The organism is Hydrogenophaga bisanensis (assembly GCF_042665135.1).
In the GTDB taxonomy this organism is placed as follows: Bacteria; Pseudomonadota; Gammaproteobacteria; order Burkholderiales; family Burkholderiaceae_C; genus Hydrogenophaga; species Hydrogenophaga bisanensis.
This window is the reverse complement of sequence record NZ_JBHTBX010000015.1, coordinates 47,432-66,913: the sequence shown is the minus strand read 5'-3', so window position 1 is coordinate 66,913 and position 19,482 is coordinate 47,432. Positions and strand designations below refer to the sequence as shown.

At 57.8% G+C, this 19,482-nt stretch carries 23 protein-coding genes; 14 read left to right on the top strand and 9 right to left on the bottom strand.

Going from position 1 to position 19,482, the window contains the following annotated elements; translation table 11 throughout:
* The first annotated feature begins 5 nt into the window (after positions 1-5).
* Positions 6-1,004 carry a ParB/RepB/Spo0J family partition protein gene (locus tag ACFQNJ_RS17290; protein WP_382259799.1) on the top strand — a complete coding sequence of 333 codons (999 nt, stop codon included), beginning with the start codon at positions 6-8 and terminating at the stop codon, positions 1,002-1,004.
* 1,154 nt (positions 1,005-2,158) lie between these two features.
* Entirely contained in the window at positions 2,159-3,442 is a 1,284-nt protein-coding gene (locus tag ACFQNJ_RS17285) for a replication initiation protein (RefSeq protein WP_382259797.1), read from the top strand.
* A 74-nt stretch (positions 3,443-3,516) separates the two neighbouring features.
* Here the strand turns inward: ACFQNJ_RS17285 and ACFQNJ_RS17280 are convergent, their stop codons facing one another.
* The 3 genes from ACFQNJ_RS17280 to ACFQNJ_RS17270 are packed head-to-tail and all read right to left on the bottom strand — an operon-like array spanning position 3,517 to position 5,564.
* Positions 3,517-4,089 (bottom strand): FlhC family transcriptional regulator, encoded by a 573-nt coding sequence (locus ACFQNJ_RS17280; protein ID WP_382259795.1) that lies wholly within the window; start codon positions 4,087-4,089, stop codon positions 3,517-3,519.
* Positions 4,090-4,119: 30 nt separating this feature from the next.
* Positions 4,120-4,503 (bottom strand): hypothetical protein, encoded by a 384-nt coding sequence (locus ACFQNJ_RS17275; protein WP_382259793.1) that lies wholly within the window; start codon positions 4,501-4,503, stop codon positions 4,120-4,122.
* A complete protein-coding gene (locus ACFQNJ_RS17270) occupies positions 4,500-5,564 on the bottom strand; it encodes a hypothetical protein (RefSeq protein WP_382259791.1) in 1,065 nt (354 codons plus the stop codon). The genes ACFQNJ_RS17275 and ACFQNJ_RS17270 overlap by 4 nt, the downstream gene beginning before the upstream one ends.
* A 144-nt stretch (positions 5,565-5,708) precedes the next feature.
* Between ACFQNJ_RS17270 and ACFQNJ_RS17265 the strand changes: the two genes are divergently transcribed.
* Genes ACFQNJ_RS17265 through ACFQNJ_RS17255 form a run of 3 tightly spaced genes read left to right on the top strand, consistent with a single transcriptional unit; the run spans position 5,709 to position 9,342 of the window.
* Positions 5,709-6,803, top strand: coding sequence for a hypothetical protein (locus tag ACFQNJ_RS17265; protein WP_382259789.1), 1,095 nt, complete (start codon positions 5,709-5,711; stop codon positions 6,801-6,803).
* Positions 6,800-8,713: a conjugative transfer system coupling protein TraD gene (gene traD / locus ACFQNJ_RS17260; RefSeq protein WP_382259787.1), complete on the top strand. Its 1,914-nt coding sequence runs from the start codon at positions 6,800-6,802 to the stop codon at positions 8,711-8,713. Before ACFQNJ_RS17265 ends, traD begins: the two co-directional genes overlap by 4 nt.
* Positions 8,710-9,342 (top strand): IncC plasmid conjugative DNA transfer DtrJ family protein, encoded by a 633-nt coding sequence (locus ACFQNJ_RS17255; RefSeq protein ID WP_382259785.1) that lies wholly within the window; start codon positions 8,710-8,712, stop codon positions 9,340-9,342. The genes traD and ACFQNJ_RS17255 overlap by 4 nt, the downstream gene beginning before the upstream one ends.
* A gap of 415 nt (positions 9,343-9,757) precedes the next feature.
* Here ACFQNJ_RS17255 and ACFQNJ_RS17250 read toward each other — a convergent pair whose 3' ends face one another.
* From ACFQNJ_RS17250 to ACFQNJ_RS17225, 6 genes are all read right to left on the bottom strand, one after another.
* Positions 9,758-10,723, bottom strand: coding sequence for a ParB/RepB/Spo0J family partition protein (locus tag ACFQNJ_RS17250; protein WP_382259783.1), 966 nt, complete (start codon positions 10,721-10,723; stop codon positions 9,758-9,760).
* A gap of 80 nt (positions 10,724-10,803) precedes the next feature.
* On the bottom strand, positions 10,804-11,178 hold the full coding sequence (locus tag ACFQNJ_RS17245) for a bactofilin family protein (RefSeq protein WP_382259781.1): 375 nt from the start codon (positions 11,176-11,178) through the stop codon (positions 10,804-10,806).
* Positions 11,175-11,603, bottom strand: a complete 429-nt coding sequence (locus tag ACFQNJ_RS17240; RefSeq protein ID WP_382259779.1) for a polymer-forming cytoskeletal protein — start codon at positions 11,601-11,603, stop codon at positions 11,175-11,177. Before ACFQNJ_RS17240 ends, ACFQNJ_RS17245 begins: the two co-directional genes overlap by 4 nt.
* 3 nt (positions 11,604-11,606) lie before the next feature.
* A complete protein-coding gene (locus ACFQNJ_RS17235; RefSeq protein WP_382259777.1) occupies positions 11,607-12,143 on the bottom strand; it encodes a bactofilin family protein in 537 nt (178 codons plus the stop codon).
* 6 nt (positions 12,144-12,149) lie between these two features.
* Positions 12,150-12,503, bottom strand: a complete 354-nt coding sequence (locus ACFQNJ_RS17230) for a hypothetical protein (protein ID WP_382259775.1) — start codon at positions 12,501-12,503, stop codon at positions 12,150-12,152.
* Positions 12,500-13,114: a hypothetical protein gene (locus tag ACFQNJ_RS17225; RefSeq protein ID WP_382259773.1), complete on the bottom strand. Its 615-nt coding sequence runs from the start codon at positions 13,112-13,114 to the stop codon at positions 12,500-12,502. Before ACFQNJ_RS17225 ends, ACFQNJ_RS17230 begins: the two co-directional genes overlap by 4 nt.
* A 603-nt stretch (positions 13,115-13,717) precedes the next feature.
* Between ACFQNJ_RS17225 and ACFQNJ_RS17220 the strand changes: the two genes are divergently transcribed.
* The 9 genes from ACFQNJ_RS17220 (at position 13,718) to ACFQNJ_RS17180 (ending at position 19,466) form a co-directional block, all read left to right on the top strand.
* Positions 13,718-14,068 carry a hypothetical protein gene (locus tag ACFQNJ_RS17220; RefSeq protein WP_382259771.1) on the top strand — a complete coding sequence of 117 codons (351 nt, stop codon included), beginning with the start codon at positions 13,718-13,720 and terminating at the stop codon, positions 14,066-14,068.
* Between the two features lie 302 nt (positions 14,069-14,370).
* Complete coding sequence (locus ACFQNJ_RS17215; RefSeq protein ID WP_382259769.1) at positions 14,371-14,721, top strand: hypothetical protein; 351 nt, start codon at positions 14,371-14,373, stop codon at positions 14,719-14,721.
* Between the two features lie 53 nt (positions 14,722-14,774).
* A complete protein-coding gene (locus ACFQNJ_RS17210; RefSeq protein ID WP_382259767.1) occupies positions 14,775-14,921 on the top strand; it encodes a hypothetical protein in 147 nt (48 codons plus the stop codon).
* A 171-nt stretch (positions 14,922-15,092) separates the two neighbouring features.
* Positions 15,093-15,518: a hypothetical protein gene (locus tag ACFQNJ_RS17205; RefSeq protein WP_382259765.1), complete on the top strand. Its 426-nt coding sequence runs from the start codon at positions 15,093-15,095 to the stop codon at positions 15,516-15,518.
* Positions 15,519-16,308: 790 nt separating this feature from the next.
* Positions 16,309-16,560 carry a hypothetical protein gene (locus tag ACFQNJ_RS17200; protein WP_382259763.1) on the top strand — a complete coding sequence of 84 codons (252 nt, stop codon included), beginning with the start codon at positions 16,309-16,311 and terminating at the stop codon, positions 16,558-16,560.
* A gap of 185 nt (positions 16,561-16,745) precedes the next feature.
* On the top strand, positions 16,746-17,267 hold the full coding sequence (locus tag ACFQNJ_RS17195) for a hypothetical protein (RefSeq protein ID WP_382259761.1): 522 nt from the start codon (positions 16,746-16,748) through the stop codon (positions 17,265-17,267).
* A 161-nt stretch (positions 17,268-17,428) separates the two neighbouring features.
* The gene (locus ACFQNJ_RS17190) at positions 17,429-17,893 is read left to right on the top strand and encodes a hypothetical protein (RefSeq protein WP_382259759.1); all 465 of its coding nucleotides are present in this window, start codon (positions 17,429-17,431) and stop codon (positions 17,891-17,893) included.
* Positions 17,880-18,245 carry a hypothetical protein gene (locus ACFQNJ_RS17185; RefSeq protein WP_382259757.1) on the top strand — a complete coding sequence of 122 codons (366 nt, stop codon included), beginning with the start codon at positions 17,880-17,882 and terminating at the stop codon, positions 18,243-18,245. The genes ACFQNJ_RS17190 and ACFQNJ_RS17185 overlap by 14 nt, the downstream gene beginning before the upstream one ends.
* Positions 18,246-18,362: 117 nt before the next feature.
* The gene (locus ACFQNJ_RS17180; RefSeq protein ID WP_382259755.1) at positions 18,363-19,466 is read left to right on the top strand and encodes a hypothetical protein; all 1,104 of its coding nucleotides are present in this window, start codon (positions 18,363-18,365) and stop codon (positions 19,464-19,466) included.
* The last annotated feature ends 16 nt before the right edge of the window (positions 19,467-19,482 follow it).

The window sequence follows — 19,482 nt, the reverse complement described above, 5'->3', positions numbered from 1 at the left end:
ATGTCATGAGCGCAAAGAAGATCAAGCCGTTCCTTGGGGCACTTAGTGCAAACCAGGATGCATCCGCGATGCTCAAGGCACTGAACATTCCGGCGGGCGAGAGTACTGCTGAGCGTGAATCCATTGCTCCAGTCCCGATGGTGATGGGCACGGCTTCGCCAGAGCTAGCTCAGCTTTCACCTGGCCAAACCGTACGTCTGCCGATCAGCAGGCTCAAGCGCAGTGAGTTCAACGCCCGCGTGTACTACAACCAAGGCGAAGTTGACGAAACCGCCGAATCGATACGGCAAAGCGGACAACAGGTCCCTGCCATTGGCTATGTCCAGGGTGATCACGTTGTCATCGTTGACGGTGGAAAGCGTCTGAACGCCTGCATTGCAGGAAACATTGACACCCTTGATGTCAAGATCGTCGAGCCGCCGCTCACCCCAAGCGCTGAGTACCTGAACTCGCGAGAAGTCAACATTCGGCGCTCCGTACAGACGGCATTTGACGATGCTGTGCGGTGGCAGGAGCTCTTGGACAAGGGCATGTTTCCCACGACCGCCGACCTGATCGCAGCCCTGAAGACGAGCAACGCCACGTTTTCCAAAACAATCGCACTGAACAGAATCCCCGCAACCTTGCAGCGGATCATGACAGAGAGCCCGCAGACATCAGCTCTGTCGATCGCCTACGAAGTGAGCATGATCTTCAGCCGCAAAGGGGAGGGCGAAGATCAAGAGAAGCTGGAGGCCATCGCTGAGGAGATCGTTCAGCAGATCCAGCAGAAAGAACTGAGTCGAAGCCAGGTCATCGATCTGATCAAAAGCAAGCTCGAAGGGCCCAAGCAGCGCATTCGCGGGGAAACCACTCCAGTCGCCTACAAAGGCACCAGGGGACACATCAAGGTCGTGCCACAGAGAGGGGAGATCGAGCTGAAGATCAAGGGCCTGGATGAAGCTTCCCTAGAAGGCCTGCGTGAGCAGATTCAGGCGATCCTGAAAAACTCCGCCGGGCAGTGACGTCGCAGGCTTAGGTGACTGTTTATGGGGAAACAAAACACCCCATAAATGGTCACCTTACCGTGTCGATGTCTTATAACCCAACAAAATCAACGACTTGGACTGAAAGCTACTCCCTGTGACGCAGCTTTCAAAGTGACTTTCCACCTCAGCTATGGCTGGATGGATGCGAAAAAGCACCCATAAACGGTCACCTTTGGGCAAAAGCAGCAGGTTGGTGCATCGCTTCACCCCCCATAACCGGTCACCTCAAAAGTGCTTGAGTGGCTCACCGGGGCTAAAAGCGACCCATAAACGGTCACCATTAAGCGAAAAATCGTGACCTACAAAGGGTGCTCTGACCCATAAACAGTCACCTTGCCAACTCCCCATAAATGGTCACCAAAGGATCGCCTGAAGGACAGCAAAAGTCACTTTGCGTCTCCAGCATCCTGATGCGGGGAACGAAAATGACCCATAGATGGTCACCAAAGAAGCACCCCATAAATGGTCACCAAAGAAGATCTCTTAGAGTGAGGACCAAGGTCGACCGGTGATTCGTAGGGTCAGAGGACATGCCAGAAGGCCCCATAAATGGTCACCATCGCAAGCACCCATAAACGGTCACCTCTGACGGCTACAAATCAAGAATGAGAGTCGATCCTTGGACCAGCAGTCCAGAGGAAGGCCTGTGTCTCCCCCCATAAACGGTCACCTTAGAAACTCCCCATAAATGGTCACCGTATAAGGGACCCATACTTGGTCACCTGGACGAAGAACCAGAACCTGAAAATGGTCAAGGCCACAGGGCATCCGCCCTTGGATGATCCCAACAGAACCTTACAAAACAGAGGACAAGGATAGTGAGGAACAGGCTGCCCCATAGATGGTCACCTTTGACCCATATCCACACACCTCAACGCCCATAGGTGGTCACCGAAACCCCATATCCACACACCTGAAGACCCATGAAAAGTCACCTCAACACCCATAAATGGTCACCAAACTCCCTTGGAGCCCGCATAAACACTAGGGTTTGAGAGGTCTAAAGGTATTAAAGGGATTAAAGAGTGTTCTAAACACAACGTGCTGCGGCTCTGCGAGGTGACCAGAAGGGAACGATCAAGAACCCTAAGGTGTACGAAAACAAGCCTGCTTTCCACCATAATGGTCGTATGAGCAAGGAACCGTCCACCAACCAGTTCAGCCTGTTCAAGCAAGCTCCGCTACCAGAGCCATACAAGAAGGCTGTTCAGGTCGTCCACAGCAAATCGCGTGGACCAATGACATTCGTCCAGCGAAAAACACAGAATGCCCTGTTGTGGAACGCGCATGTGACGAACGAGGACGCCGATGGTTGGTGGAGCATGCGGACTGCGGAACTGGCCAGAGTCATCGGATTCGACTCCAAGAACCGCGAGTACTTGAGGGAGTCAACATACGATCTCATGGGAATCGTCTACGAGTGGGACGTCCTGTCGACAGCGGCCAGGGGACCATGGTTGAAGGCATCTGTGCTCTTCACGGACTTCGAGATCAGCAACGATCAAGTGCGCTACAGGGTGAACAAGGACCTGAAGCAACAGGTGCTGAACCCGGAAATGTATGCGCTGATCGACATGCAGATCATGCGCAAGTTCAAGAGAGCCGCAACACTTGCTCTCTACGAACACTGCGTTCGCTTTGAGCGCATCGGCCGCACGAGCATGATTCCATGGGAGAAGATGAGGGACCTTCTCCTGGGTGAAGGAAAGCAAGTCACTACGTATGTGGAGTACAAGTACTTCAAGGCAAAGGTCCTCAAGCCAGCTATCGCTGAGATCAATGCCAATAGTGACCTCAATGTCACCCTGAAGGAGACGATAGCTGGCAGGCGAGTCGAGAACATTGCCTTTGAAGTCGTCAGACTCGCACCAGAGGTGATTGACGCGCCCATCGACAGTGAAAAAGCCATGCTGCTAGTGGCGGAGCTCGTCAAACTCGGTCTGCAGCAGAGCGAAGCAAAAAAGCTCCTGCGTGATCAAAGTGTTGAGTCGGTGGAAAACGCCCTGAGCCTGACCAAAAGGCGCATGGAAGACAAGAAAGCGTCCAAGCTGGACAAGCCTGCCGCATACTTTCGTGCCGCCCTGAAGGGCAGATGGGAAGCAGAAGACGCGAAGGTTGTCACCGCACCCAAGCAAGAGCCCAAGCCGCGTAGATCCAAGCCCGATGAACTGCGAGATCGGTACATGGCCAAACAGATGAAGGACGCAGAGGGTTACTTCAAGGAACTGGACGAGAGCGACCAGGCGGGCCTCATCGAGCGCTACAACCAGCAGCAGCAGACTGCGGGCTTGAAGATCAAGGCAAAAAGCGGCAAGGGCGCACTGGTAGCTTTCTACACTTGGCTTGGACTGGAAACCTGGGGCACGCCAACGACGGACGATCTTCTTCAGTTCGCCACAGAAACGCTTTTGTGACCTACCCAAGGGGTGTGGTCACCCCGCCCAAAAAAAAACCCGCCAAGGCGGGCTGATGCGGTTTCTGGCTGGGATTATTCGCAGACCGGGCAAAGGGTCGAAGCCTCGGTGATGTGGGACATGTAGAGGCCGCCGCACTTCTTGCACCTGCGCATCTGCAGTTCGCACAAACGCTTGCCATCGGCATCTGTCTCGTCGCTGTACATCGACACCAGGAAGTACCCGCGTGAGAACGGGATGACGTAGTCCTTCTCGGACGTGCGGAAAGCTGGATCTCTGGTCCACTTCTGCCGCTCGACACTCGCGGCCGTCGTTCGGGCATAGTGGTAGTACGCGTTTGCAAACGCGGCGTAGGGCGGCATGTGTTTGCATTGTGCGTACAGCACCACCAGCAAGGCGCTGTGCAGACGCCGAATGGGTGAACGCAGGTACCAGTTCAGATCCGTCGGTTGCTGGCCTGACGGACTGGAGCGACCGAGGACACGTTGATAGATGCCACGGACCTCTGCATCACTGAGCTTGGTCAACTGGGCAACCACGCAGCTTCGCCCACCCATGGCCACCATCATCTCGGCCCACTCATAGACATTGCGTTCAGCCGACTTGCTGTCGATGGCGAAACGGCCGACGCCGGGCTTCTCAAGCATGAAGTTTCTTTCCAGCAGTCCATCCATGATTTATGCCTTCCGATCACGGCGCATGGCGCGCTCAACAACGGGGAGTTTGAAGGAGCGGGTTAGGGCAGCGATGCTTGTGGTGCTGCCAGAGCCCTCGCGTGCAATGGTGAGCAAAGTCGCCGGGTCCTTGATGCGTGGCTCGAAGATCGGAAAGCCATATGAGGCAGCAAGGATCGACTCGCGGCCGGCTACCTCCGTGGAGAAGACATCCAGGAACGCCTGATCCACGCCCAGCAGTGAGGCTGCCAACGGCTCAGCTGAGCCAAGACGCGCGGCCGTGACGTAGAGCTTGAGAATCGCCTTGTTGGCTTCTTCAATCTGGCTTTGCAGAGTCGGTCCACAGATCTTGGCGATGTCGGGATAGCTTTGCTGGTCAAGCGTCATGATGGAAACACCTCGAACGTTGGGGAGCACACTGTTTCGAGCTGATCCGCCAGCTTCCGCAGCTCGGCAGCAGCATTGGTGATGCGCTCTTTGGTCTCGTCACTGATCTCAGTGTCCTTGTGCTTGAAGAAGACGGACGTCCACTTGCCCTTGAGGGTGTTCAACTCTTGGGTGAACTGAAAGAGAGCAGTCTTTTCGTACTCCGCTCTTGCGTTGTCCGCCTTGAAGGTCTCGACCTCGTCCTCTTTCCTTTTCCGTTCCTCTTCAACTGCTCGTAGCTCATTGCGTGCGAGCCTGAGATCGTTGGTGAGGCTCGCGAGCTGAGCCTCGGCCTCCTTGACGGATTTCAGCGTAGCCTCCGACGCCGGATCGAGCGTCTCAACAGTCACCTTGGGTTGATTGCTCAGCCTTGTCACCTCAGCATTGAGGCGTTCAACCGTTTCACGAAGCTCACTCACACGTGCGTCGGATGCCTGGAGCTCCTGATTCATGCGCGTCAAAGCTGTGTCTTTGCGCTGGAGGGCATCGTTCTTGTCATTGAGCTCTGCCATGAGCTCTGCCACTTCAGCACGTACATCGGTGCTAGTTGGCGCACGGGCTTGTTCGTCGGCCAAGGTGACCAAACGGACAGCCAACTCTTCGCGGATTTCCTCAGGGGACTCCGAGAAGGTGGTCAGTGCGTAACGAGACATCTGCTCGAAGGTGGTCCTTGCTCGCGGGTCGTTGTGCAAACGCTGTGAGTTCAGGGCGCTGATCAGGGCGCGTCCCGTACGGATGGCTGACCTTATGTGGGTCATCTGCATATCCAGTGGCGCGAAGTTCTTGAGGCAGAAGAGCTCCCAACCAGCCTCGGCGCCCTTGGACTTGAACTTCTCGCGACACAGGTGCAGGTGAATGCACACGTTCATGGCCGCGGTCTTCATGTTCGTGTAGTGGAACAGGACCTGGACAGCGTGTGAGTAGATCTGCTGCTGTGAATCGATGTCCTCGTTCTCCACGCCGACCAGCTGTATCTGCGTGTTGACACCTTCGAGGTTTGAGGCGTCGATCAATGCGTTCATTCGTGCGTGCTCCTTGCAGAAATGGTGAGCTTTGATGATGAATCACCGAAGTCAATGTGCAACTTTCGAATGCGGCGCAATAAGTGAAAGCTTTCGACAAGCCTGTGTCCCCGTGGGCACAGAGGATGGAGGCAGGAGAGAAACATGCACATCAGCCCTTCATCAATCGCTGTTCTGCTTAAAAGCCACATCAGCCGGCAGACTTTTCAAGAACTTGCTGCTTTGGTGAGTCAGAAATCGTTTGTCGAAATGTATCTACCCTTTACAGAAGGTGTAGCCGCACGACTGTCAGAAATACCACTTCGCAAGGATTCGTACTCGCAGCGTGGTGGAGCGCTGGCCTGCTCGGTGGCCGCTGGGCTCCTGGCTGTCAAGTTGTGCAGCCAGACAATCTTCGACCCCGGTGCCACGGCCGCCAAGCGAATGGAGGGCGACGTCCAGTACCGGTGGTTGGCCTACTGCGCCTCCATGGCGACGGTCTACCTGATCGCGACCAACTCTGTGCAGGTCCAGTTCGAGGAGGGTGAGATCTACTCGTTTGCCAGTGCGGACTCCCTGACAGATCTGAAGTCACCCTTCACGGTGTACTGGTCCAACGGCACGCTGCTACCTATCCAGCATCTGTACATGCAGTTGCAGGAGCTTTTCTGGTCGGGGCAGTTTGAGGGGCTGAGTCCGCGCATGCTGTCTGAGTTCGGACTGGCGATCAATCCCACACTTCAGGCGCCGTCCAACGAATCACCCTTGGGCAAAGTCGTGCGCCAGGCAGTCTCCAAGGTCATCGACGATGACAAGGCGAGGGTAGCGCAGCAAGTGCGCACAGACGATTCGATCGACGAGCCCAAGACGCTGTCGACGCCAGCCGCTCCCTCGGCCGTTGTGGCTTCAACCCCAGCACAGGGACCCATTGAACCGACTGTCCCCAGCGCCCCTACGAAGCCGGTGAAAAGCGATGGCGACATTGAACAGCAGCCTGTGGTTGCCAAGGCTCAGGAGTGGCTGCGTGGCCTTGCTGCAATGAAAGCCCTTCACCCGGAGATCAAGTTGCTCGACAACGGCCACATGTCGATCACCCGAAAGGCCTTGAGCTTCGGTGCAGCCGCGCGTGACAACTATCAGATGCTCCACGACGCCAAGCTGGTCTTTGAAAAGGTCGAAGGTGGGGTGGTCTGCACCAAGGCCGCAAGGGATGTGTTTGAGTCCAATCTGGCCAGCGAGCCTGCGGGAGTAAAGGAATGAGTGCGCAGAAGTTCGAAGACAGGTTCCGTTCTGCTCATGAGCTGTGGTCATCGGGCGCCTGGCTGTTCTCCGCTGTGGTGCTCCTGCTCTACCGGCCGCCGTACTGGCCCTTGATGATTCTTGCGGCGCTGGCCCTCTGTGGCATGAGGATTCGGGATGTCAAGCGCCTTTACGCCTTTCGCGCATCGCTCAGTCTCTCGCGCTTGAGGACCATCAAGCTCAATGACCTGCTGATGCGCAGCCGAAGATTGCGCAAAGAGCGGGAGATCCTGTCTTTGGGTCGCGGCTTCGACTGGTCACAGCGACACGTCGAAACGGCACGCCAGGTCCTCAACCGAAACGCTGATGAACTGCCGGATGTGCCTGAGGTCATCAAGCGTCAAGCAGCCCGTCTGGAGCGAATCCCCAAGCACCAGCGAACAGCAATTGACAAGGCGGTGGCGGCACTGCTCAAGGGCATCCTGCCGGAGAACACCCGTCCCATCCTTGACTCTGACATCGGGGAGCCATGGATTCACGGTCTGGGAGTGGCTGAAGAAAAGGACGTCGGCATCCCGCTTTCGGCTCTACCGGGGCACACGCTGATCACGGGAACAACCCGTGCGGGCAAGACGCGTCTGTTTGAAGCGGTGACAGCGCAGATCATCGATATGGGCTCAGCGCTCATCGTGATTGACCCGAAGAAGGACATCGACTGGGTCTCGATGCTCAACACGATGTGCCAGAAGACGGGACGCAAGTTTCTCTACTTCGACCCTGCACAGCCGCACAAGTCGATCCGGCTACAGCCACTTCAGAACTGGAACAACATCTCGGAGCCGGCGACTCGGATTGGCCAGTTGGTCGACGCCGATGGTAGCTTCGCGGCCTTCGCCTGGAAGACGCTGTACCGGGTGCACCGGGCGCTCATCGCGGCAGGGGAGAGGCCCACCATCCGCAATACCAAGCGCTATGTCCAGATGGGTGTTGAGGGCTTGGCCGAGAAGATCCTGCAAAACCACTTTGCCAAAAAGCATGGACCCGACTGGGATCGCGACCTGCGCAGCCTGCCCACAACGGGAAAGCAGGCCATGTCACGCCTGGACTGGTGCATCCTGAAGTACATCGACGAGGGCGACACGGACGACACCATCGACGGCATCATCTCCATGGTGCGGCATTCCAAGGAACACTACAGCAAGATGGTGCAGGTGCTTGAGCCGATTCTGGAAATGCTGGGCTCCGACGAGATTGGTGATCTTCTGTCTCCCGATCCGATGGACACCTCAGACACGCGCCCCATCTATGACATGCGCAAGGTGATCGACGAGAAGGCTGTGCTCTACATCGGTCTGGACTCCCTGTCCAACAAGATCATTGCCTCGGCCATCGGCTCGATCCTGCTGGCTGATCTGTCCTCCACGCTGGGCGCGATCTACAACTTCAGCGCGCCGGCCGACGCGTTCCTGTTTGTTGACGAGACGGCGGAAGTCGCCAACGACCAGCTCCTGCAGATCCTCAACAAGGGCGGTGGTGCTGGCATGAAGTGCTTCCTGGCCATGCAGGCGATCGCCGACCTGACGGTGCGCCTGGGCAGCAAGGACAAATGCGAGCAGGTGCTGGCCAACCTGAACAACCTCATCTCCCTGCGCGTGCGCAGCACCGAAACGGCCAAGTACGTCAGTGAGATGTTTGGTGAGGTTCAGGCCCGCTCGCTGTCGGTTTCCTACAGCTCCGGTTCCGAATCGAGCGCCGCGTTCACCGAATTCCGATCGAACACGTCCCGTTCGCTCGAATCGTCGGCCACTTCGCTGGTTCCGCCAGAGCTACTGACACGTCTGCCACCCTTGCACTACTTCGCCTTTGCCGCCGGCCGAGGGATGTTCAAAGGGGTTATCGAGTTCATTGAGGCAAAGAGGATCGCACCATGATTGAGGTCAAGAACCAGTTCGCCAGGCACACGATCTTCTGGATTCTGTTGATGCCCTTCCTGGCCATCATGCTCATGCCTGCTTTGATGAATGCGCAGTCGCTCAAGCTGCCCAAGTCGGAGGTGCAGGCTCTGCGTCAGCTGGGGCAAGACCCGGCGGATGTGACCAGGAAAGCCAACGCCGCCTTCGCGGAGCTGTTCGTCAACACGGGGTTCATGACCGGGGTCGAGAAGCTGTTTCGCGCGAAGGCCAACCACGGCGATCCAGCAAGTGTCCGCAACTCCGAGAAAATCAGCCAGGGCTATCTGACGGGGATGTGGCACATGCTGTACCGGGCGATCTGGCGCTTGGTGGGCTTGTGGCCTGTGCTCAGCGTCTTGCTGCTGGCTGTCATCCTTCCGGCGATCATCGATGGGCTGGTCACGCGATCGACCAAGCTCGACCAGTTCAAACCGCACAATCCGGTCTTCTTCTGGGGCGCCACGCACACCGCGATCTCGACCGCAGGCCTGTTCCTGTTCCTGCCCTTCCTGCCGGTGCCGCTGAGCGTCTGGATGCTCTACGGGGTGGTACTCCTCGTGGCGTCGTCTCTGTGGGTGACCAGCTCCAACCTGCAGACTGGCAACTGATGGCGCGCTCTGTCCAGGACCTTGGTGTCATGCTCAAGGAGGGGCGGCCACACCGCTGGCTAGCACTCTCGGCGGACTCCTGGGAGGAGCTCGATGGCTTCGTCGAGGCCGCCGCTCGCAAGAACTGGCAGCAAGATCCGATCTTCAGCGGTACAGACCCTGCGACAGGCTGGCCTGCTGTGTGGGTACACAAGCCTGCCGATCCTGATCCAAAGTGACTTTGTGGGGCTCGGTTGCTCGTTTGGTTGGGACTTGCCAAGCAGCGCCGTAGAGATCCCATGATGGGGACGAGCTTCGGGCTTCGGGTACGTGATGATCCGGTAGACCCCGTGAGTTATCCACAGAATGAATACCAAAGAGGTAAAACTAAAGGACCGGACAAATTTGTCCGGTCCACTGATTTCGGGTCGACAGATCAGGGTAGATCGAGGTTTTGCTGACTGTTGGTGCTGGTCTTTTGGGCACCGCGGTCGGCCTTTCTGGACTGACTCTTCTTCTGTCCAGCCGTCTCGATGCTTTTGAGGAGCTCCACCAGCTGTGCCTGCACGACTTGAGACAAAGCCGAGAAGCCAGGATCGGACTGAATGACCTTTGCCACGTTCCAAAGCGCCGGTGCCTGGCGTTTGGCTGAACGATGAACCGGGTCAACGAGATGCTTGCCGGTGGCCTTTCCCTTGCCCTCGCTGCGGGCGTGCGAGACAGCGGCCGTGAGCTTGGCAACGGCTGTGCCCCCGAAACGGCGAATGGCGTCAATGGCGGTACTCGCAGAGACTTCCTCGCTGGCCACCATCTGGCGAATCTCGGGTGGCGCGCTGGCAAGAATGAGCAGATTTTGGACCTGCTGAATGGTGACTCCCAGGCGCTTGGCGATGTCAGCCTCTGACCAGCGGAAGTTGATCAGGCGCTTGAGCACAGCCGCCTTCTCCAGTGGCGTGAGTTCGCGTCCGCTGTTGCTGGTGACAAGGCCAACCGTGAGATCTTCTATGGTCTGATTCTGCAACTCCTTTCCAATCGCGATCGGGATCGGGCCCAGGTCACATCCTTCGCTGGTGGCCAGGTCGTAGGCTTCCAGGCGGGTATGTCCATCCGCGACATAAAGCCTCGTCTTGCCGTCTTCGTCGCGGGAGGCGTAGCAGCTGATCGACTTGTCGACCCTGAAGCCGACTTCCTTCATCTGGTCGGCCAACCAGCGAACGTGCTGCGTGTAGGAGGCGTTCTTGATGCGGACGTTGAATCCCGGCATCAGGTGAATGTCCTGGCGCTCGACAAACCAGTGGTCGCGCGATGAGCCGTGAGCCTCTTTGGCGGCCTGCCGGGTGCTGCCGCTGATGAGAGCTACTGCCGGGATCTGGTCCAGGCTCGAAAGGTCAATGGGTGTCATGTGGGTGTCCTTTGAGGTGTTGCCACACCAAGCTAGCCGACAAGACACGCAAGTCAAATTCGCCGTCGCGGCGGCGACGTTCAGTGACTTGGGCTGACGCTGAGAAGGGCGTCCATCTTTGACCCAGGATGGAGGCAAAGCCTGCCCTGACACTCGACTGCACCACGGACGTGTGCTGCATCGATGGCTTCGAATGCCTTTCGTGCCGTCACCTTTCCCTTCACGTAGCCGGCCACCACCACCACGTCGGCGCACAGCTCAGCGTCTTCGACCACGGCGTCCTTGCTGATGAAGACGATCGAATCGGGCCCCAGGCAGATTGAGCCTTTGAAGCGACCGTCAACCCGGATGCCGGCCGCACCTGTACTGTGGAAGTTGCCGCTGACGCGCGCCGAAGCATCGATCACGGTATCGATGGAGGCCAGCGCATCACGTGAAACCAGACTCAGCATCATGGCGCTGCCCCGCCTGGAGCGTTGTCAACCTTGATCAGGTTGGTGTCGAGCAATGCCCCATCACTTCGAAGAATGCGGTAGCGGATGACGCCTTTGACCGTTGCAGAAGCGCCAACGATCGTGACACCCACAGGGTTGTGAACCAGTCCATCGAACTGACCGTAGAGAGCCACATGCGGCGAGTGGATCTCGCCGCAGACGCTCGATCCAGGATGGGTACGAACGGGGGCAGTGCTGGCCGGAAGTGCGCTGATATGGCCTTTGACCGATCCCGCGACATCACACCCTGTAGCTGTGAAGAACGCACCCTCAAACGTCATGCCTCCACCGATGCGCGAAAAATGCTTCTCGCTCACGGTGGTCAGAATGCTGGTCAGGTCGTGCTCCTGCAGCGCCACATCCCAGGTCAGCGGTTCGCTGGTCATCGCTTAGCGGGAAAAGACGGGCACATCAACGCCCGGGGCCTTGAAGAAACTCTCGATCTCGTTGACCACGCTGGAACTGGTGCCCACTGCGGTAGCGCTGGAAGAGGGCGCCTTGTTTGCCAAGGTGTCAGGGGCGGCCTGGCCCTTCGTCGATGGGGCGTGCTCGTAAGAGCGCACCACGCCGCGCAGATCGGCCCCCTGGTAGATGTTGAGGTGCCGGGCCTTGAGCGTTCCGGTGATGATGGACGAGCTTGCGACATGGGCCGTCGATTCGCACTCAAGGATCGTATCTGTCGGCAGACTATCAGGAAGGCCGATGCTGCCAAAGAGGTAAAGGTCACCAGAGACCTTGATGTGACCTTGTACGGTGGCGCCAGACCAGATCAGCAGCGGCCCATCGACATGAACGTCCCCCCGGACATGCCCTTGGATGAGCACTCCACCATCGAATGTCATCTTTCCCTCGATAGTGCTATTCGCAGCGATCCGGTGGACGATGTTCATCAGCAGCGGGTCAATGGTGAGCGTGTCGACGTTCATGGTTGATCAACCCAGTTTCAGCAGGAGCAGGGATGTGATGCACAAGACAAGACCTGTCATGGCGATAGGTAGGGAGAAACGCTCAAGGACCCGGCGCATCCTTGACGCCTTGCGGTGAGGCTTGCCGATCTGGGCGTGGTCGATGGCGACTGAGTCGAGCAGGTTGTCGCTCAAACGCTGAGCCATGGTGACGGGCGCAATCTCAACACCAATGCGCTTGAGATTGGACGGCCGGGTGTGCACCCCCAGCTCCAAGCTCATGGGACCGCCAACGATTGCGCGCGAGAAGAAGGCTTCAACGCCAGCTTGAGTGTTCGAGGCGCATGTCAGCGCTGTGTTTTGCGGTTGTGCCATGTTCATGCAGGCTGCAACTCCGCAATGCCCGCTTCAGACAGCAGTTCATCGGTCGTTTTCAAGGGCAATTTCATCGCAGTGGCCTTGAAAGAAAAGTAGGCCAGCTGCACCGGTGCGGAAAAAGCAAAGCGCTGCTTGCGTGTGATCAGCTGACTGCGCTCGGCATTGATCAGGATCTCGAAGCACCTGTCGAAATTGCGGAAGGCGCGTAGCCAGGACGCCGTCAGGGGATGGATCACCTTGACATCGAGTTGACGCGGGACCATCCAGCTGGTGTCGAGCTTACCGATCGGCATGACCTTGAGCTGCTCCAAAAGGTCATCCACCTGCCAGTGCAGCTCGTCCAGGTCCCGCCGGATCTGCTGCTGATAGTCTGTCTCGATGCTGTTGAGAAAGAGCTTGGCGCTGACGATGTTCCAGTCACGGCGCAGCACGCGCGAGATGGGGGAGGTCCGCATCGTGATCGTGGCCTCGGCACGGAGCTTTGCCCGCAGCTTTGTGATCCGGTCTTCGTTTTTCATCTGAACGATGACTGGGTCAACGGTCCTCTCGAGCTCCATGTCGAGCTCGTCATCGGCGTTGAGGGTGGCCGGTGCGGTGCTGTCTTCTGTGGTCATGTGTCAAGCGGCTCATCAATGTCACCAAATTGTTCTGTGTGAACGAGCTGCAAAAGTTGGGAATGAGTGCCTAAAACGCGCTGCATTCAACTTGCACAAGCGCTGATCCAGGTCCCACAATGGAGCCATCCAATGAACCGCTTCTGCGGGATGGACTGACCAACAACTCAAGCGTGCTCTTTGCTTCGTGTTGGTCGATGGAAACGCAACTTCACTGTTGCCTTGCTGGAAGTGACATCCCAGCTCGACGGCGCCCAACATGGGTATTTGGCTTGTCAGCCAACTGGTGAACCTGCCAGTCCAGCTTTGCCTTAGTCGGTGAAGTGGATCAATGGTCCGTCAGGGTCGTGCACCTGTATGCACAGTCCCTGGAGGGGCTGTCTGGTGTACCACCCCATGTTGTGTGGTTGACGTATGTCGCCACAGTAGTCCCCCCTTGAGTCCGCAACCACGGCTCAAGGGGGGATGAGGCCTTATTCGTGGTTGGCCGTGCGCGAGCCCTCATCTTTATCACCTGCTGTTTTTCGACTGGGCGATCCCAGCCGAAAGCCCGCCGGCGTTCTCCTTTGATTTCTTCTTGTGAGGGAGAAAGGATTTTTGTGTATGAACTGGTACCGAGAAGCAGAAGAACACGCCTCAAGTGACCCTTGGGTCACCGGGCTCAGAAAGAGGGCGAAGTGGCATCGTGCGCAGGCTGCGGATGTGGCGCACACCAACGTCGCCGACATCGCTCACCACGATCGTGAAGCACAGCGGCTTGATGACGAAGCCGACAAAATCGTCATGATGGCCGTGGCCAAAGCGGGCGTCGCTGCTGGGGAGTTCAAGAACTACTCCACACGTGAAGATCACGATCTTGGATTTGTGATCGAGATCGAAACAGATCAGGGCTGGAATCCCGATCCATTCTGGGTGCAGCATGCGCCCGAGAGGATGGCCGAAGTCCCCAACTAACGCAAACCCCCGATGCCAAAACCCATCGGGGGTTTTTCTTTGGGCCTCGTCATTGGCTGAGCCTTCCACCAGGAAGCACTGCGTCCTCGCTCCCCACAGGCCCATCACACCGAGAAGGCGTGTCACCCGTGTCTATACATATGGACAGGGGTGACCTGCTCCTTGGATTTCAACGCTGCGTATGCAGGAACGAATTCGAGAGAAACGAAGGAAGAAATGCGAGGTTGATTGCGTTGAAGCCTCGCCCGTGGACAGTGGGTTGTCGACGGGATCATCAACAAAAACTATAAGGAGAGAGAAATATGTTGATATTGACAGTGGTATTGACGGCCGTGGTGCTGTCTGGAGTGTGCCTGGTGGTTGCCTATGCAGCTGCGGTTGTCTGGGCCATCCAAAAAGTGAGGAAGCTTGTGAGTTCGCTAAAGCGAGCAGTTGAACGGCTTCAGGACGATGTCCCGATGCTCAAGACTGTGGTGCATGTGCTGCAAGCACTGCTGATGGTTGGCTTTGGCTTGGGTGTCGTTCTCTTCAAGTCCGAAAACGCCCCAGGACAACTCCTGATTGGCGTCGCCTGGATGTTTGTTGCTGCGTCCGGTATCTACAGAGCCGAACGTCGCATCAAGCAGATTGAGGACAAGGAAAAATTCAAGTAAATCAGTCTGTTGCTCAGCGAGTAGCAGACGCATACACTAGGAACATGGAAGTCATGAAAGAGATCCTCAGCCAGATGTTCGCGCTGGATGATCCGGTCGCACGGATCTATCTGATCTTGTCGGCCGTTGCAATCCCCTTGGTCTATTGGATCGGGCGTAAGCTCGACACCAAGACCACGGACAGCAAAACAGGCCAGTGAACACACACAGGAACAATGGAAGGCCCGGGAAGCGCATGCGACCCGGGCCTTTCTTCCTTGCGGCCGATCATGTCGCCGACCGTTGACCAGTGGCAGCTAGCCAGTGGCCAGCCGTTGAGGCATTCCTTTTCACCAACCGCCGACCCTTCGGCAAAGACGAAAAGGAAAACCATGATCTCCAACCTTCACGTAAAGACTATCGTCGGCGCAGCAAGCGCCTACGCCTGCATCAACTTTGGCCACGTGAGCATCGATGTGCGCCTGCAGTGTGGCCGCTCGGCAGCAGAATCCCTGCGGCAGTGGTCCATGGAAGAGCTCCAAAAAGCCGAACGCCATACGCACCGCGCCATGTTGGCGATCTCTGCGGCGAAGGCGCTGGATGCAGCAGGATTTGGTGAGACACATGCTGTCGAACCTGATGCCTCTGTGGAGTCGGCGGCCGAGATGATCGAGCGCTTGGCTGGGTTCATTTCAACCTACACAAGCACTTCTGCGATGGATGCCGGTGGGTGCGCTCTTGTCGATCGCGCCAGATCCATGGCGAAGCTGATGCGGGGCGAACCCATGGAATCGCCCTTGAAGCCAGCCTATGCCTGAGGTGGGCAGCCCGTTTCGCCAACGGGCTATCAAGGCCGCACGTGCTGTGGTTGAATGAGGGGCCACTTCTTGGCAACAGGAGTATCCCAATGCGTAGCATCTTCGTTGCAGGCCTGCTGCTCACCGCTTTGAGCGTGAATGCCCAAGCGTGGAGAAACTGCGTCCCGGGCTCCATCGGCCCGGGAGGCTGTGACTCTATAGGTCCAGGCGGCGGCAAGTCCATTGGTCCAGGGGGTGGCCAGTCCATTGGCCCTGGAGGTGGTTTGTCGATTGGCCCGGGTGGCGGGCAATCCATCGGACCGGGCGGGGGTCAGTCGATTGCTCCAGGAGGAGGAAAGGCTCTGGACCGAGACACAAGTCGGGGTCTGAACACCGACACGATGCGTCCGTACGGCAGCCCGTCAGATCCTGGCAATCCCTACAGGACACCTCGTTACTGAGCCCACGAAGTTCTCAGGCAAAGTGGCTGTGCAGCCAAGAGATTTGGGACTAGAATTTCCTCACCTGGCTTTCGCGTGCCGTCAGTCAGGTGGTGCTTCTTCGCGAAACCGCCATTGCGGGATGAAGAAGGCCAGAGAACACAGCAAGCACATCGCTCGCCTTTCACGGCGGCGAACCGTAAACCTGTAGCGCTCGTCCCCGCTCCACGCTGGGCGTATGGACTTGTGCTGCTTACCTATTGACATGGCGCTGACCCAGTGGGGTGTACGAGTGCGCACGCGCGTGCTCATCCGTACACGTCACGGCAACCTTCATCAACACCGCAGATGCGGAAATGAAAGGAGCCACCATGGCAACTGTGAGCTTTCTCGTGCGTATCAACGTCGAGGTTCACGACGAAAAAGCCTTGTATCGCGCCGCGATGGAGTCCTTCCTTCGGGATGGTCTCTGCGAGACGCAAGCCAAGGAAATGATCGGTGAAAGCGAAAGCGCCGCCAACGTGGATGAATGTCTCATTGCAGTGTTCGACCCGGGCACATCGCCCGATGGCACGAGCATTGTCGAGACCACTGTCGAGCGTATGGAGGTGAAGCCCAGCTGATCGCCAATCCACAAAGGTAGCCCTGTGTCCCCAAGCGTCCGAGATGCGAACGGGCCACCAGGCAGACCCGCACCTTCTCCCTCGGGAGAGGGTGTTCTCATGCATGCAACCTGTCTGCATGAGAACACCCGATGGGTGGACCGCTTCATCAACACCGCGCATGCGGAAACTCTGAGAGGTCCATCATGAAAGCTTTCAATCTGAACCGTGTCGAGCCCATCGTTCGCAGCATCGTGCTGGTCATCGGTCTGTTCGCAGCGCTCTTCCTCGGAGGATGTACTGCAACAGGCTTACCGTTTGTCAGCAAGCAAGGCACGTCGACGGCGTACACCACGGCCCAAAAGCCGCAAAGTGTTCGCTTTGGCGTGATCCTTTCGGTGCGCGACATCGAGTTGGTCGACCAAACGGCAACCGCAGCCACCACCGTTGGCGGTGGGGCAGGTGCTGTGGCAGGCTACGGCGTGGGATCTCTGGCAGGCATGAGCAAGACCGGTCGCCTTCTGGTTGCTGGTGTCTCTGCTTTGGCCGGGGGCTTCGTCGGTAAGTCACTGGCATCCACCTATGCCGGTCAGGAAATCGTCGTGCAACTCGAAGGCGGAAAGGGTGTCATTGCCATCGCTCAAAGCAGCGTTGACGGTGTGCGCTTCTCGCTGGGTCAGCGTGTCATGGTGATCGGCGGGGGCCGCGTTGCCCCCCTGATGCTGTGAACCGCTCGACCACACAGCCGTGATAGATCCGGGGCCTTGTGCCTCGGGTCATCACCTCAGCCCACTTCGGTGGGCTTCTTTGAGTGGCCGGCTGGCCGCTCAAAGAAGCCTGACCGGCAGTCCTTTCTCAACCCCGCGCGATGCGGAACGAAAGGAATGACATGCTGAACACACGAGACCATGTGTCTCCCAACCACTGGAACGTTGCCCGCTTCGAGCGCTGGGACAAGATGGCGCCGGAACAGGAGTTCGCCTTGATCGCCGTGGTACTCGCCTTCTTTGTGGCCGACGTGCAGCTCAAGCGCAAGGCGATGCTGGCCTGGAGCAAGTTGAAGCTGGCCCGCCACCCGGTGGCCCTTTTCATCTCATCCAAGGCCATGAGTGAGCTACGAGTTGTCCCGGATGGTGTGCAAGAGCGCTACTGCGCCCTGTTCATGTACCTGGTTGACAGCGTCGAGCCCGATGCCAGGTTTGTCGTCGACGAATGGGGGGCCTTCGAGGTCAAGTTGCCCTGGGGCGACACGTTCTCCGGAGACGCCTATGGACAGTTTCCGCTGTACTTGGATGCGAATGCTCTGAACAAGCGCCTGGAATTGCTCAAGGAGGATGTCCATGAGCTTGCCTGAAGAGGCTGACCTGATCTTGGGCAGGTATCAGATTCGCATCGTTGAGCCAGGCCAGCTCTATGGCAAGCATCGCCCGGTGCCCAACAGCACGGACGAGCCACTGGTCGAGTTCTACCACCTGCCGGAACGCAGCCGACAGATGCCATGGTCGATGGGGATACTCATCTCCCGCCATAGGCTCTCGTCCCTCATGGAGGTGACAGGCAGTGGGCCATTGCGGCTCCTTGGCGGCCAGTCAGACCATTGCCTCAGTGCCGATGATCTGCATGCCGTGGTGGACACCGTGCTCAAGAGGACACAACTGAAGATGGTCAGAAGTCAGATGGGCTTCTTCCGTCGGTCCTACGCCTGATCCAACTGTCAGACCAATGAGCCCGCTTCGGCGGGCTTTCTACTGGGCCCACCCAGCAGAAAGCCTACCGGCCCATCCTTTCATCAACCACCGCATATGCGGGAACGAAAGGAATCCATGGGAGCAACCGTCTTCAATCAAGCAAAGGCGCTGTCCTTCATCACCGCCTCGGGAGAGGTGGCATACGTGTGGACGGAGAACACGCACTGCATCAAGGACGGCCCAAAGGCCGCATCCTGGTGCGCCATGAAATTCGGTCGCAAGAAGGAGATGATCGAGCGGATCTACCTGTTGGCCGAATCCATCCCTGGCGGGATGCTCAAGGTCAATGGCAGATCGCCCGTGAAGTTCGTCTCTGACATGCTGGCCGTGATCGAGCAGCCGTCGCTTCTCGCGCTGGACCGAGTGGTCCTGGACAACGTCAAGCAGGGGTTCTCTGCAGCTATCACGGACGACAATCGATCCGAAGCGATCCAAGCACTTGAGGCGATGGGCCGCAGCGACCTCGCGCAGCGTCTGAGTGTCCCCAAGGAAGATGGCGGCGAAGGCTACATCACGTTGGACCCTGTGAAGGACTTTGACGTGCTCAACATGATGATCAACCACATGCGCTTCAAGGATGGCTCTTGGGGTGAGGCCAGAGGCATCAACGTGTGGAAGGTCTTTCACTCAACCTTGGGACGCTGCAATACCGCTGAAGGACCTTCAGAGCCGCCCTACGGCAGCACCTTGAAGGGCAAGCCCAGGATTGAGCTCTACAAGACCCGCATCCACATCGGTTACGCAGGCTCGTCCGAAAAGACGTTCGCCCACGTGCTCCTGGTCGATGGCCGGGTGGTATTCGTCGGCAGGGATGACTACGAAATGGACGTGGCGATCATCAGGCTCAGCGCAAAGAAGCATGCCGAGGAAGACATCTTCTTCATCAAAGCTGCTTTCGATGCACTCAAGGCCGCTCGCCAGAGCGTGAGAGACCTGCCCGATGACGTGCAGTTCAGGCTGCAGAGTCCGCTGGAAAACCGCTGGCTGCGTGAGCAGTTCGAGGCGGTGTCCACGAGCTTGACCGGACAAGCGCGCAATGACCTCACCGTCTCGCACGACTTGCTGGCAAACATCTCCTTCGAACGCTCTAGCGAGCTGCGCTACCTGATGGATGGCCATGCAGTCGAGACTCAGCGCATCCAGGTGCTGATGCTTGACGAGCAGCCCGCCCTGATCTGAAGCGCAGGAGGCAATC